Origin of the sequence: Photorhabdus cinerea, from assembly GCF_011189575.1 — a bacterium.
Lineage (GTDB): Bacteria > Pseudomonadota > Gammaproteobacteria > Enterobacterales > Enterobacteriaceae > Photorhabdus > Photorhabdus cinerea.
Map to the genome: position 1 here is coordinate 15,978 of NZ_PUJW01000025.1, position 14,889 is coordinate 30,866.

Consider the following 14,889-nt stretch of genomic DNA (forward strand, 5'->3'; position numbering starts at 1 on the left):
TTTTATGAATATACATATAAATAATCACCGACTTGATGATATGAATCATCCATAACTTACCCACACCTTGTCAACCATTAAAACAAAATTATTATATAAAAAATTATAATGAATTGATTTCAAACAATTTAAATTATAGATAGAGATGATACTCAAAGAAATATTATTTTATTCTTCCACTTTCAGTACGTTAATTACTAACCTAATTACTTTAGTAGATGGTTTTTTATTTTGGAAATCATTTGACTGGTTTTAAGATTACATTGTAGACTTCGATTCATTAACACCTCAGACAATAGATAGAAACAAACCCAAATGAACATATATTGTTTAAATATATATTGTTTAAATATATCTTTAAAAAACTAAACTATTAGCTCTTAGGGTCTAATTCTCCGCCACCTATGGTGTAAACTGATAGTTTTAAGATATACCCTACTCACATTGGGGTATTTCATTATATCTTAGCTACTTTAATTCATATTAAGTATGAGAAGGATTCCTGCATGATTCAAAAACAGGTTGAACAATTGAGTACTATACCAAGCGTTTTGTGTGAAATAGTAAATAAATATCCTAATAAAATAGCGTTAATATTTCATTCAAAAAAATTATCGTATCGTGAACTTTGGGAACAATCAGCCCAAGTGGCGTTTGTTTTACAAAAAATGGGAGTAAAAAAGGGAGATAAAGTAGCAATTAATATAACTCGTAGTCTTGAATTATATCTGACGCTGATAGCAATAATAAGGTTAGGAGCTGTTATTGTTCCATTAAGTAATTCATTTAATAATATTTCAAAACAGTATATAGCAGATTGTATCAAGGCTGCTGACGTTAGTTTACTGATTTCAGATACTGATCACTTCGAGCCATCTAAATTTAAAAAAAATAGTTCAAAATTAAATTATCTAAAAATAAATTTCCTGTTTATTTCTGTAGAAAAACTTTTTTCTCAAGCCAGAGATTTAAATTGTATACCAATAGAATTTGAATCCATGTCCGAAATGTTAGTTGTGACAGACCCAGCCATGATATTGTTGACGTCAGGCTCAACAGGTAAACCTAAGAGTGTGATTATTCGCCATTGTGGTTTAACTCGTCTTGCAACCCCTATCAGCCAGTTAGGTAACACAGATAATGACCGTTATTTACAGCTTGCAGAGCCGTCATTTGCTGCAAGTGCTAATGAAATTTGGATAAGTCTTCTGACCGGAGCCACACTAGTTATTTATCCAAAAGACGTCCCCGATTTAGAAGAACTAGATGACATCATTAGTCATCAGCATATTTCTATTCTTTTCTTATCCGGCGGACTATTCCGGTTATTTGTAGAAGTTTCTCCAGATACTTTACATAAACCTGATTGTGTCATTGTTTCAGGTGATTTTATTAACCCCAGGCTGTTTTCAACTGCCGCGAAAGCAGGTAAAGGGCGAATATTCAATGGAATGGGATGTACGGAAAATTCAGCTCTCACTTCTGTTTATCAGGTGTTACCCGATGAAATATTTGATGCTAATTCGCCAGTTCCTATTGGTTGCCCATTACCTCTCGTCAATATGGTCGTACTAGATGATAATTTAGAAATTTGTGCTCCGGATATACCTGGGGAACTTTACATCAGCGGTGCAGGGCTTGCAGTAGGATATTCAGATCCTGAATTAACCAATGAGTGTTTTGTCTGGTTGGATATTAATGGTAATCACGAGCGTTATTACCGTACTAATGATCAAGCTAAAAGAGATAAATCCGGTAATTTTACATTACTAGGACGCACCAACCACATGTGCAAAATTCGTGGTTTCAGGGTCGAAATCACCGGAGTGGAACATACGCTACGTTCGCATCCTCAAATAGAAGATGTCATTGTCACTATAGAGCAGACAGATAATGAACCTCTGTTACATGCCTGTTATCTGAATAAATCAGGCTCTCTATCCAACACCAATCTTCGAGAATTTATGAATTCAAGACTGCCATCATACATGGTTCCAGAACGGTTTACACAGGTTAATTCCTTGCCAATGAATAAAAATGGTAAACGCGACCGAAATAAAATGGCTCAGCTTATTGCTGATGGAATGCACAAACAACAAGATGATAACGTAGAATCAAAAATTCTCTCAATATGGGAGGAGATAACGGGTTATAAGAATCCTGATCCAGCAACTTCGTTTTGGGAACAGGGGACAAATTCCCTTCATCTAATCAAATTAGCCTCTCTTGTCAGTAAAACACTTGGTATTCATGTTTCATCTGCCGATGTGTTTTCAGTGGATAGTGTCAAAAAATTAGCAGCTAAGTTTGGAAAAAACGACTTGGAGAGAAAAAATGGGCAATGAATCATTGAACAAATCAGTAAAGGATACATGGGATAACAGAACATATATACCCAGTACACAAGGGCAAAAAGGGTTATGGTTACTTGATCAGGTACTGAGTCAACCCGAAAGCTACAACATCCCATTACTTATAGAAGTGGGGACTCAGTTAGATCATAGTTTACTGGAAAAGGCTGTTACTCAATTTGCTGAAGTCACTCCTGTTTTACGCACACACTTTACATTTCATCAAGATCAGCTTTATCAAGTTATAGAACAACCCTATCATATTCATATTATGCACAAAGCTATCACCGAGGCGAATCATCCAGAAAAAATTATTCAACAAATGGCGTCAAAACAATATGATTTGGCAAAAGGACCGTTATTCGATATCTGTTTAATAACAGGGGAATTAAAACGATGTTGGTTGGCGTGTTGTTTTCATCATATTATCGTTGATGCGCCATCAGTGACTATTTTTATAAAGAATATTCTCGAATGTTATGCTCATTTAGTTGAAAACAGAGAGTTTAATTATCTGAAAATCAGTGCTGATTATTTGGAGTTCACTCAATGGCAAAAAGAGCAATTAGATAAACCTGAAATTTCCACCATGAAAGACTATTGGAAGGAAATACTTACTCCGTACCCTTCTATGATAGATCTCCCAACTGATTACCCCAGAAAGGAGTGCAAAGGAACCAAAGCAGGTTATCGGAATTTACAACTTAGCCATGATGACGCATTGAAAATATCTCAGCAGGCAAAAAATCTTGCAATGACTCCTTTCATGTATATGACCATGTGCTGGCAGTTTTTGCTGTATCGTTTATCTGGTCAAAAAGATATCACAATTGGTATTCCTTTTACGCTGAGGGATAACAGTGAATTTGAAGAAACTGTGGGATATTTGGTTAATACTTTACCATTTAGATCTCATTTAGATTCAAGTAGTACAGTGAATCAGTTTGCAGTATCAGTCCGTAATTGCTTTATTCAAGCACACTTAAATAAGCAATTACCGTTTACTGAGATTGTTGCAAATACAGGCCAGAACTTCGGCTTAGATAACCCCGTGTTTCAAACATTACTTGTCAATCTCGATACTATCAATGGTGCATTACAGGATTTCCCTTACTCAATAAAGGTCACCGAGCAGTATATTCAATCCGCTAAATATGATTTAACCCTATTTGTTGAAACGGGTATATCTCATCAGTTAATTATGGAATTTAATGCCGAACTATTTAGAGGCAACACCATCCAATATTGGCTGGAGCTATATAGACAAACAGTTTTATATATGGGAGAGTGGGGTGAAAAGACTTTAGGTGAAGTTGAAATACTCACTCAAGATGAACAACTATACATCGTAAATCGTTCAAGTACTCCATTAGCTGATATGAACAACCCATGTTTTATTGGTGAGATAGAAGAATATGCAAAAATTCATTCGAACAGTATTGCATTAATAACACGTCACGGTCACTGGACTTATGGATGGTTAAATCATCGCGCCAACCAGCTAGCTGAATTCATGTATACAAATCATACAATCAGTGCGGGTTCACGAGTAGGTTTATTGCTAAACCGAAATGAAGATTCTATTGCCGCTTTGCTAGCCGTTTTGAAAACAGGCGCATCTTATGTTCCCATTGACCCCAATTATCCCCAAGAACGTGTTGAATATATGCTCCGGGACGCAGCGGTGGATTGTATCATAACCACCAGTGAGTTTGTCACAACATTATCTGCGACCATCCATAAAATTGTGTTATTAGATGAAACGGTATTTATACGGGATGTTAACTGGCAATCAGTGCAACGGAAGCCAGAAGATGAGCTATATGTCATCTACACTTCCGGTTCAACAGGACAACCCAAAGGAGTGCGTTTACTAAATAAGACACTGTCCAATCTTCTTACATGGCAAAAAGAGATCACTATTTGCGTTGAAGGTGATTGCACACTTCATTATATGTCTTTATCTTTCGATGTTTCTGTACAGGAAATATTTGGCACTTTATGTACTGGCGGAAAATTATATATTGCAGATGAAGAGGAACGTAAGGATCTACATCATTTACAAAGTATCATTGAGTTAAACGAGATCCGCCGGGCATATTTTCCCTATGTGGCACTTCAACATTTGGCTCAATTAACAGCCACGAATAAAGCTCAACTATCAATGCTTGATGAAGTTTACTCAACAGGTGAACAGCTGGTTCTTACTTCTGATATTAAACATATGTTTAATACCAACCGAAGACTGATTAACCTTTATGGTCCTTCAGAGAGTCATGTTTGTTCTGCTTATGTCATGCCGGCAGATATATCTTCGTGGGGAGACAGCGCATCAATAGGGTATCCACTACCCGGATTTACAATGCTTATATTAGATGAACACAGACGTATAGTTCCAGCTGGTGTCGCAGGTGAACTTTGGATTATCAGTGATTTTCTTTCTCCAGGTTATCACAACAAAGATCATGAAACTCAAGCACGATTTTTAACCGGAAACTGGCTAGGTACACTGAGCCAACATGCTTATAAATCTGGTGATCTAATAAAACTAAAATCCGATAACTCATTTACATATCTTGGTCGTTTGGATAACCAGTTAAAAATCCGAGGATTCCGCATTGAACCATCAGGAATAGAAGCAGTTATCAATTCATTGGATGGTGTAAAAGTATCCGCAGTCATTGGAAAGGAAATATCAGCAGGTAACAAAATGCTGGTGGCTTTCATAATCACAACTGAACCATTAGAACGCGTTGAATTGTTAACTAGGTTACGCAGCTATCTACCAGATTATATGGTTCCAAATGAGTTCATATTTTTGCCTGATCTTCCAACTACTCCCAGTGGTAAAATTGATCGAAAAGCACTGCATCACATTGAAATAACTAAAATGTCGGATAATGTTGAAAAAAACGACATTGAAGAGGTTCTGACTTCAACCGAACAAACAGTAAAATTACTCTGGCAAAAAGTTTTTCCGAATCGGGCGATTAACCCAGGAGATAATTTTTTCAATATCGGAGGGCATTCGTTGTTAGCAACACAGCTAGTATATTTACTACGCAAAGAATTTAATGTCGATTTTCCGATTAAATCACTATTTAATGCAGCTACCTTACGTGATATGGCTGATTCGGTTGAAATGTATCTGAATAACGACAAAAAATCAGATGATGAAATAAAGAATACATTTATTAACGATGCTTTCATCCAGCATGATTGGACGTATACGCTCCAATTAAATCCATCAATGAGTAGTGATGTATTACTCACAGGTGCTACCGGTTTTTTAGGTATCTATCTGCTTCGGGCTTTACTGCAACAAATTACGGGTAGAGTCATTTGTTTAGTCAGGGCCATAGATAGCAATGCCGGATTGAGCCGTATAATAAAAAATGCTCATTGCTATGGCATCGATCATGACATTGATTTTTCACGTGTTGAAATTGTGGTGGGGGATATTGCCAAAGCGAAATTTGATCTAACAGAGGCAGAATACCAATCATTATCAGAAAGAGTATCTAAAATATATCACGCAGCTGCCCATATTAATTTTGTTCTCCCATACAGTTCTGTTAAGGGAGCGAATGTCGATGGTATCGTGGAAGTCATTAATTTTTGCTGTCACCATGAGCGTAAGAAGCTGGAGTATATTTCTACTATTACTGTCTTTGCACCGGACTATCCCAAACAACCAATAACAGAAGATAGTCTCCCTGACTATCCGAACTCACTATCTATCGGTTATACTCAAAGTAAATGGGTAGCTGAACAGTATGTACAGCAGGCCCGATATCAAGGTGTTGATATCAATATTTATCGGATAGGGCGTATATCAGGTGACAGTATGACCGGTGCATGTCAAGAAGATGATTTTTTATGGCTACAAATTAAAAGCTTTATCCAAATGGGAATTGCACCATACCCTGAATTGCTAACTACTGATCTATTGCCAGTTGATTTCGTCAGTCAGGCCATTGTGGCATTATCAGCCTCTAATAAGATACATGAGCATCAAAACTTCCATTTATTTCATCCGAAAGGCACAGATTTTACCCCAGCATATCTGGCTATTACACAAACAGAGTATGACATCACAACGGTTTCTGAATCAGCATGGTTAGAAAAACTCGAACAGATGGTTGTCAATGGCGATGACGTGGCTCTGGGATCACTGATCCACCTTTTTAAAGAAAATGCTTTGAATATTGGCAATAATACCTATAACAACCGAAGTACACGCGAAGCCATTAAAGTCCTAGGTCTCGATTTTCCAGATATTAATGTAAAAACTTTCTCAAAACTAATTTCTTATTTTATGAATAAAGAAATCATACGGTCATATAACCCTGAAAGCAAACAATATGTAAGACACTAAGGAGAAATGATGTTTAAAGCTGTGTTCGATAAATATATAGAAGCAGTTTTGGAAAAATCACCAACAAAACTTGCTGCTCTATTTTGTAACGATGGCATTCTGAGGTTACCATTTCGTACCAGTCGCGATACAATTGAGAGCCAGTCACAGATACTTGAGCATTATTCAGCAAGTTTTGGTCAGGCACCTCTGATTTTTACTTCTGTTCAGGATGTAGAACTGTACTCTACAGATAATCCTGATATTTTTATCGTTGAATATCGACTGAATGGTAAGACCTTGCCAGATAAAAAAGACTTTTATTGTTTATATATTAATGTATTTAAATTGAACAACGGTAGGATCAAAGAATTACATGACTATGAGGATGTTCTTAATCGAGCAACCATTTTCTCTTAATTTTGGCTGTTTTTAATCGTAAATTAAGCAAATATTTATAAGCCTGTTCTATAAAAAATCACTTTTCTTTATAAATTTTTATTTATGGGACAGGCAGTTAACTCGATTTCTTATTCAATATTCAGGTTATAAAAGAGCCCACATGACAACAGATAATCAAGATACTTGTGATACTACCATAACATCTTTTGAAGATGCATTGAGCAGGCTTCAGTGTGTCCTTGTTGCAAGAAGGACCATCACAAACCCGGAGGGTATTTCATGGGCAGAATATGATACTTTACATTTACTTCGACAATATCAATCTATGAATCCTACTGCGATTAGCGAAAAACTCGGCTTTACTCGCTCTAAAATGTCTAAAATTCTGAGATTGCTAAAAGATAACGAATTTATTAAACAAGAAACAGGAGAAAACGATAAACGCGAGTTGGTCACTAAATTGAGTCCAAAGGGGCTAATGTTTTTGCAGCGAGTCGAGTCCAACAGACACAATATGGCTGATATTGTGGCATCTAATATGTCCCAAAGTGAAATAGCCATATTTACAGAACTTTGTCATCGTGCCGCAAATCTTTTATATACACAAACACTAATTAATGATGAGGATTAAATATTATGAAGATAAAATCACGCTTCACAAAAACTAAAGCTGAATTAACCTATTAAGTGCAGCAGGTATGATAGATGTTGGGGTTGTGGTTGAGCAGACCCGCCGGTTACCCGGACGGGCCCCTCCTTAGAACCGGACGTGCGGAACTCATCGAGGCGCAGGCTCCTTGCCTACCGTGACGCCGGATAGATTTAAGCAAGCCAAAAATTCATCAAAAATTAGTGTTGCAAAAAGGGGGGTGACCATAGATTCAGGATCAGATTCAGCTTTTTCCACGTCAGTTGGCGACGACCACCTTTACGGTTGAACCATCTGTAGATTATTCGCGTACTTTGGTAGATAAACTGCCCAACTCGTCTCTGGTTATCAGATATGCCGTGATAATTTATCCAGCCTCTGACTACTCTGATGACGGTATTCAAAACGAGCCTTTTGTCAGCAGTCACCGGCAGCGTGTAAACAAGCCGGAGACGTTATCAGTTTAGGTACTGACTTCGTGCCGATCATTGGTGATATCAAAGGTTTTGCCGAAGCCGAAAGCACGTTAGATTATCTGGCCGCCGCCGTAGCGATTATTCCGGGTGCGGGTGATGCTGCCGGGAAAACTATCAAGGCGGTAGAAAAAGCCTTACAGAAAGGTGACGTTGGGGAAGCTTCCAAACTGTTCAATAAGGCCAGTGATGAAATAACATCAGTATCACGCCCCGGTCATCGGCAGTCAGAAATCAACGTAGGAACAAAAACCACCCCAAAATTTTACTGGTCTATAAATTAACCAAATAATTCAGAATGAGATCCACATCGGATTAAGATTAGTTCCTGTTTTTCCCAATCAATATCCCATATCAACAAAAAATCTGGCTGTATATGGCATTCCATGCACGGTTTCCAATTTCCTCTTAATTGATGCTGTTTAAAAGTCTCCGGTACAGTACCCGTAACGATTAGCCTGTTAATGAGTGTTTTAAGTGGTTCTGTGTTCCTCTTTCTATCCAGAATCGCTTTTTTTAAATCCTTTTTAAATTGCGCTTTCTGTCTAATCTTCAGCATCATCACCACACACACTAGAAAATAATTCATCTGCTGAAATGAATACCTCATCAGTTACCGGTGCAGCAATTGCTTTTAGAGTTGTCCTGTTAGGTATCTTTAACTCAATAGGAAATTCCTGCCTTAATGAAACCTGATTTAAAAATATCCTAATAGCATCAGATAGACTTATTCCCAACGCGGATAGCACCTTTTCCGCATCTTCTTTCAACTTGGGATCAACTCTTGCTCTGACAATTTCAGCTTTTATAGTTGCCATTTTAGCCTTAGCTCCTTGTTATCAGTTTACATCACAATGTAGCACACACGAGCCACAAAAATAGCTTTTAATCTTCTTTGAACAGGTTAAATCTTTGACTATATTACCCACCTCAGAAATGCACTGGTAATAACAATCAAAAAAACAAAGCTTTTAAGCCCGGCATTAAAACCGGGCTAATACACTTAAGGACGGTACCTATCTCAGCAAAAATGACACTGAAACGCCGTCCCCTCCCAAGTCACCTGCAATTGTGAATAATGTTGATTCTCTATCGTTGCCGTCAGCAATTTGCGACTGATCTGCGGTAATAAAGTATTCGTAATAATGGAATCAATCCTGCGAGCACCAGATTCCTGTTCTATACAACAGGAAATAATCTGTTGCGTCACTCGGTGGTCAAACTGCGCTGCAATACCATAATTTTCCCGCAGACGCTGAGCCACCCGCGCCAGCTGTAATTGCACAATATTTTCCAACATTTCATCACTCAATGATAAAAAAGGAATCACTGTCAGGCGGCCAAGCAGTGCAGCAGGAAATGTCCGTAACAGCGGTTGGCGTAACTGCTGGGTCAACGTTTCCATATTCGGCAAACCATCCTGCCAAGTACAAGCGCTGATAACTTCCTGACTCCCCACATTCGAGGTCAATATGATCAGCGTATTACGGAAATCAATACGCCGACCTTCCCCATCTTCCATCCAGCCTTTATCGAATACCTGAAAAAACAGTTCATGCACATCGGAATGGGCCTTTTCCACCTCATCAAGCAATACCAAACTGTATGGGCGTCGCCGAACCGCTTCCGTTAAGACGCCACCTTCACCATAACCAACATACCCCGGAGGCGCCCCTTTCAGGGTTGATACACTGTGTGGCTCCTGAAATTCACTCATATTAATGGTAATCAGATTCTGTTCACCACCATACAAGCTCTCAGCAAGTGCTAATGCCGTTTCGGTCTTCCCTACCCCAGAAGGACCACACAACAGAAATACCCCCACCGGTTTATTCGGATCAGCCAAATGTGCACGCGCCGTCCGCACCCGCTCACTGATGATATTTAGCGCGTGTTGCTGACCAATAACCCGTTGCCCCAAGCTGTGTTCCAGCTTCTGGACAACATTGAGCTCATTTTTTACCATCCGACCAAGAGGGATGCCGGTCCAATCCGCAACCACCGCTGCAACACTGTGCGCATCCACCGCCACCGTAATTAATGGCTGTTCTCCCTGCAATAAACTCAATTGTTGCCGACAATCCTGTAACTGTGTCTGCCACGCCAAACGCTGTACATCATCCACCGGTATTTCATCATCGGCAATCAGTTGTTGACGCAAGCTGATAATCTGCTGAGCCAGTGTCATTTCAGCCCGCCAACGCTGAACCATCTGCTGCTCCGCCGCCTGTAATTCACGGCGCTGCTCATCAAGCTGAGCTAAACGTGCATCATGATCACCACCCAGTTGTTGCTCACGACAGACAATCTCATATTCCATTTGGAGTGCATCAAGCTGACGGCGATAATTTTCCAACACCGCCGGTTGACTGTGCTGGCTAACCGCGACCCGTGCACAGGTGGTATCAAGCAGAGCTATAGCTTTATCAGGCAATTGGCGAGCCGGAATATAACGATGAGAGAGCGATACTGCGGCTTCCAAAGCCTCGTCCAGTAATAACACACCATGATGCTGTTCCAACTGCCCAGACAAACTCCGTATCATTTGTAAAGCCAGCGCTTCGTCCGGCTGTTCGACCTGCAATACCTGGAAGCGCCGGGTCAGTGCCGGATCTTTTTCAATATGCTTTTTGTATTCCGCCCAAGTAGTAGCACCAATAGTACGCAACTGTCCACGCGCCAGTGCCGGTTTCAACAGGTTCGCTGCGTCACCAACCCCTTGCGCACCACCAGCGCCAATCAGCATATGAATCTCATCAATAAACAGAATAATGGGAACTGGGCTTTGCTGAACTTCATTAATCACCGCTTGCAAACGTGCCTCAAATTCTCCTTTCATGCCAGCGCCCGCCTCCAAACGGCCAATATCCAATGACCAGAGCTGAACATGACACAATGACGGCGGTAAATCGCCTGATGCAATACGCAATGCCAATCCTTCCACCAGCGCCGTTTTACCCACACCAGCCTCACCGGTAATCAAAGGATTGTTTTGCCGACGACGTAGCAGAATATCAACCAATTGGCGGATCTCCTTATCCCGCCCAACAACAGGGTCAATTCGCCCGGCCTTCGCAAGTGCTGTCATGTCCTGCGCATAACGTTGTAACGCGCTCTCTGATGTTGACTTATTATTCCCATTCTCTGCTACTGATCTCTGAAGACTATTTTCCGTACTGTTGCTCAGGATATGAGTAAAATCCTGCGCCAGACTTTCCGCATTAATACGGGCAAACTGGGCGGAGATAGCTAACAAATGCTGGCGCAGATTAAAAGTCGTCAACAGGGCCAGCAATAGGTGAACCCCACGAATCTCACCTGCCGCAAAGGTCACAGAGCTACACACCCAAGCCCGTTCCACTGCTTCATCAATATGAGCGGAAAGATCGGAAATCGCGCTAGCTCCGCGCGGCAATGCGTCCAGAGCCTGTACAATATCCCGTGCCACCTGCTGCTCATCCAGTGCAAAATGGCCCATGATCTGTTGCAGATCGCCCGCTTTTTGCTGCATCAGCTGATGCAACCAGTGCGCCAGTTCAACATAAGGATTGCCTCGCAGCTTACAAAATGCACTGGCGCTTTCCAAAGCACTAAACAAGGGCGGATTAAGTTTATTAAATAGTGACTGGCGATTGATATCTGACATAGAACCCTCGTCCATATTGGATAGAAAAGAAAACAGATGCAGCTTGTTATGACTACGCAGCCTTATCTGGACTGAAACAGAGATCGCTACGATCGTGATGATGGGTGTTAAGCCCCAGCCAACAGTTTTGCCCCAGAGACTGAGCGCTACCTAATGAACAGCCCTGATAATGTTGGTGATCCAACGTAATTCTGAGCTTCCAGGCATATTCAAGGCCGACATAACCCCGAACCCAGTCACACAATTGCTGAAGATCATCACAACAGGATGTTGCGAATCGTGAAGCCGGTAAGAAACGCTGATATGCCGACCAGGAGAGCGGGCCAAGTTCCAGACAAAATGCATATTGCACATCGGCCACCGCAATACCGAGACGAGTTGAGCATCCCAACCGGGCACCTGAATGCCCGTTATGCAGCCGTAACTGCTCATCACGAGCAATCGCTAACCAATGAAACTGGTTTTCATGTAACGTAACCGGTAAACCAAAGTGGTAACGTAACAAACACAGCAAACCCTCTTTATTACGCGGATAACGGCTCAGATGCCCAGCCATATAGTGATGCGTCCGTTCCTGCCGAAAGTTATAACTCGGAATGTGTCCCATGCCGATAAAGCTAGCAAAAAAGTGGTCAAAACGACGGTTATCGCTGCGATCAAAGGAAAGACAAGGCTGAGCATCCGCCCATGCACGCCAAAACAAGGTTATTAAACGGTGCTGAAAAAGGTTAAAAAAGGCACTCAGTGCATGATCTTTATGTTGCTTCTGACGTTGCCAGGCAAACTCAGTGACATGTAAAGGCAGAGGCCCATTCGGGCCAAACAGACCAAAGTTATTGATATTAATCTGATAGCAAGTGCCATCTGGGTAAGGCACGATGGACGCAATTTCTGCCGGTGCAAAGCACAACGTCGGTTGCTGTCCCAAACGCAATGGCTCATAACGCGGTAAAGGTGAACGTCCCAATGAATAGGGCGCGCCTGACTGTGCATCAATACGCCGTAGCAGTTGAAACAGATCGAAATCCCACGGTGTTTTTTCTCTTTCAGACCAAAAGTGTGTATCAAGGGCAGATGATGCAGTCTGTATTTTTTCTCCAACTTGTACGATCTGATTGTCGGCGTGTATGGCGAATATCTTCATAACAAGGTCCTCACCCCATCACGCCCCGACCAGAATCCGATCGTCCCCCGTTGCACACTGGACAGCGTTGTTTCGGCAAAACTGTTTACTGTCACCAAGCGACTAAACAGCTGCGCCAGTACACTTCCCATTAACCAAGGAGAACGGCCAGAAAATGCCTGTTCATCGACCTCCAATGCTACGCTGATTCCACGCCGAAACAACGGTGTACCGGCCATGTGGCGATTTTGAGCCTGTAAGCGACAACAACGGATACCGTTAATCTGCTGCGCAATCACCGCATCTGCCTGACTTGCATGAAACCGTAACAGCTGTCGTAGTTCCGTTTCACCCTGTTCAGTGGTGCAATCCTGCAAGCTAAAATAGTTGAGCTGTAACTGATTGATTAGCTGCCAACAAACGCTACTCTCTGCCAATGCCGGACGGGGATTACTGGGGCCTTTACGCAACTGAACGGCAGAAACAGGTACAGAATCCTGCATCACCAAGCTTTCTTGTGCCTGTCGTTGCAGCAATAAAGGAAGATCACGGTTAGTACACAAAACTTCCGCGCTGAGATATTTCAAATCACTGCGCCAGGGCGGATGATGCTCGTCTGCCAGCGAGACATAAACCTCACTGCCAAGATAATCAGAACGCATACCATAGCGGTTTACATCCTGTAGCAGCAGACGAGATTCACGGCGGATAGAAAAATACCCCGCATTAACCAACGCATCATCATGCTGCGTATGATAAAGCGGATGGAAAATATAGCGCTGGTCGCCATCATGCTGAGTACCAATACCGCGTAATGCTGTGACAGAAAAAACCTCATAATCAAGCGGACGCATGTTATCAACCACAACATGGTATTCATGCTGTTGTTCATTAAGTATCATCGGCTCGGCAGTACGAGGGAAAAGGTTAATAGCAGGGGTACAATGCAAAGCCAGATGGCTAACATCCACCACCTTTTCCAACTGTGGCGAACGTACATCCAATAGGATCTGAATTTCTAATCTCTGTTGTTTACCGGCCTGTGCCAGCAATGGCTGTAACCCACTGATACTGAAAAACTGGAAACGGGCAGGAAAAGCGAAATATTCCTGCAACAGGCGATAAGCTTCTACATTGCGCAAATCAACCGGCAACAATGCCTGTTCCGAGGCAAAACCCTCATGACGCAATGCCTGAGATGGCAGCAATAACCGCTGTACTGAACTGCCGGGAATTTGGCACAACACCCCCTGACAGTGTGCCATCAGTAATTCCAACAATTGTAACGCGGGAATATCGCCGCCACTGAGATAAAGCATCAGCTCATCACATTGCAATTCGCCCAATGACACATTATCAAAACACGATAGCTGAATACGCAAAGCACCCTGTACATTCGCACCGCCAAGTGCAGAAAGTGGAATATCCGCTGGAACACCACCCAATTCAACCTGTAGCAAACGCAGTGGTTGTAAAGTGACATCCTGCGCTGTACGGTAGCAACAGTTAAGCCCCTTCTTTTTCAGTGCCAAACTCTCCATCAGAGAACCACGAGGTACAGGAAAACCTTTGCTCAGATCTCCTTTAGTCGGATCTGGCTGTAATTCAACAATTGCCATCGAAGGCAGGCCAGCAAGGTAGTTAGGGTAAAGCGCTTCCAGTAACTGAGCGGAGAAACGCGGAAATTCAGCATCCATTTTGAGTTGAATGCGCGAAGTCAGAAAAGCAACCCCTTCCATCAAACGCTCAACATAAGGATCGGTAACTTCATTACCTTGCATTCCCAATCGCCCAGCAACGCCGGGATAATGACGAGCAAATTCTCCTCCCATTTCACGCAGCCATGCCAACTCACGATTGTAATACTCCAGTAATTTTTCATGCATGA

10 protein-coding genes and 1 pseudogene are annotated in these 14,889 nt (G+C 41.7%); 5 read left to right on the forward strand and 6 right to left on the reverse strand.

Going from position 1 to position 14,889, the window contains the following annotated elements; all coding sequences use genetic code 11:
• The first annotated feature begins 506 nt into the window (after window positions 1–506).
• The 4 genes from C5469_RS18655 (at window position 507) to C5469_RS18670 (ending at window position 7,741) form a co-directional block, all read left to right on the forward strand.
• On the forward strand, window positions 507–2,345 hold the full coding sequence (locus C5469_RS18655; protein WP_166309790.1) for a non-ribosomal peptide synthetase: 1,839 nt from the start codon (window positions 507–509) through the stop codon (window positions 2,343–2,345).
• Window positions 2,335–6,729: a non-ribosomal peptide synthetase family protein gene (locus tag C5469_RS18660; protein ID WP_166309792.1), complete on the forward strand. Its 4,395-nt coding sequence runs from the start codon at window positions 2,335–2,337 to the stop codon at window positions 6,727–6,729. The genes C5469_RS18655 and C5469_RS18660 overlap by 11 nt, the downstream gene beginning before the upstream one ends.
• 9 nt (window positions 6,730–6,738) lie before the next feature.
• Window positions 6,739–7,128: a nuclear transport factor 2 family protein gene (locus C5469_RS18665; RefSeq protein WP_166309840.1), complete on the forward strand. Its 390-nt coding sequence runs from the start codon at window positions 6,739–6,741 to the stop codon at window positions 7,126–7,128.
• Window positions 7,129–7,270: 142 nt separating this feature from the next.
• The gene (locus tag C5469_RS18670) at window positions 7,271–7,741 is read left to right on the forward strand and encodes a MarR family transcriptional regulator (RefSeq protein ID WP_166309794.1); all 471 of its coding nucleotides are present in this window, start codon (window positions 7,271–7,273) and stop codon (window positions 7,739–7,741) included.
• Between the two features lie 218 nt (window positions 7,742–7,959).
• On the opposite strand, the pseudogene C5469_RS18675 reads toward C5469_RS18670, so the two are convergent.
• Window positions 7,960–8,172, reverse strand: a pseudogene (locus C5469_RS18675) (group II intron reverse transcriptase/maturase); the annotation flags it as partial.
• A 65-nt stretch (window positions 8,173–8,237) separates the two neighbouring features.
• Here C5469_RS18675 and C5469_RS18680 point away from each other — a divergent pair.
• On the forward strand, window positions 8,238–8,516 hold the full coding sequence (locus tag C5469_RS18680; RefSeq protein WP_207629200.1) for a hypothetical protein: 279 nt from the start codon (window positions 8,238–8,240) through the stop codon (window positions 8,514–8,516).
• On the opposite strand, the gene C5469_RS24550 is transcribed toward C5469_RS18680, so the two are convergent.
• From C5469_RS24550 to tssF, 5 genes are all read right to left on the reverse strand, one after another.
• Complete coding sequence (locus C5469_RS24550; protein ID WP_422615869.1) at window positions 8,513–8,842, reverse strand: type II toxin-antitoxin system YafQ family toxin; 330 nt, start codon at window positions 8,840–8,842, stop codon at window positions 8,513–8,515. The two genes, C5469_RS18680 and C5469_RS24550, sit on opposite strands and share 4 nt — an antisense overlap.
• Window positions 8,778–9,050 (reverse strand): type II toxin-antitoxin system RelB/DinJ family antitoxin, encoded by a 273-nt coding sequence (locus C5469_RS18690; protein WP_166309796.1) that lies wholly within the window; start codon window positions 9,048–9,050, stop codon window positions 8,778–8,780. The genes C5469_RS24550 and C5469_RS18690 overlap by 65 nt, the downstream gene beginning before the upstream one ends.
• A 203-nt stretch (window positions 9,051–9,253) precedes the next feature.
• Window positions 9,254–11,878, reverse strand: coding sequence for a type VI secretion system ATPase TssH (gene tssH / locus C5469_RS18695; RefSeq protein WP_166309798.1), 2,625 nt, complete (start codon window positions 11,876–11,878; stop codon window positions 9,254–9,256).
• A 52-nt stretch (window positions 11,879–11,930) separates the two neighbouring features.
• Window positions 11,931–13,022 (reverse strand): type VI secretion system baseplate subunit TssG, encoded by a 1,092-nt coding sequence (gene tssG, locus C5469_RS18700; protein WP_242689528.1) that lies wholly within the window; start codon window positions 13,020–13,022, stop codon window positions 11,931–11,933.
• A complete protein-coding gene (tssF, locus tag C5469_RS18705) occupies window positions 13,019–14,887 on the reverse strand; it encodes a type VI secretion system baseplate subunit TssF (protein WP_166309800.1) in 1,869 nt (622 codons plus the stop codon). The genes tssG and tssF overlap by 4 nt, the downstream gene beginning before the upstream one ends.
• Window positions 14,888–14,889 lie beyond the last annotated feature (2 nt).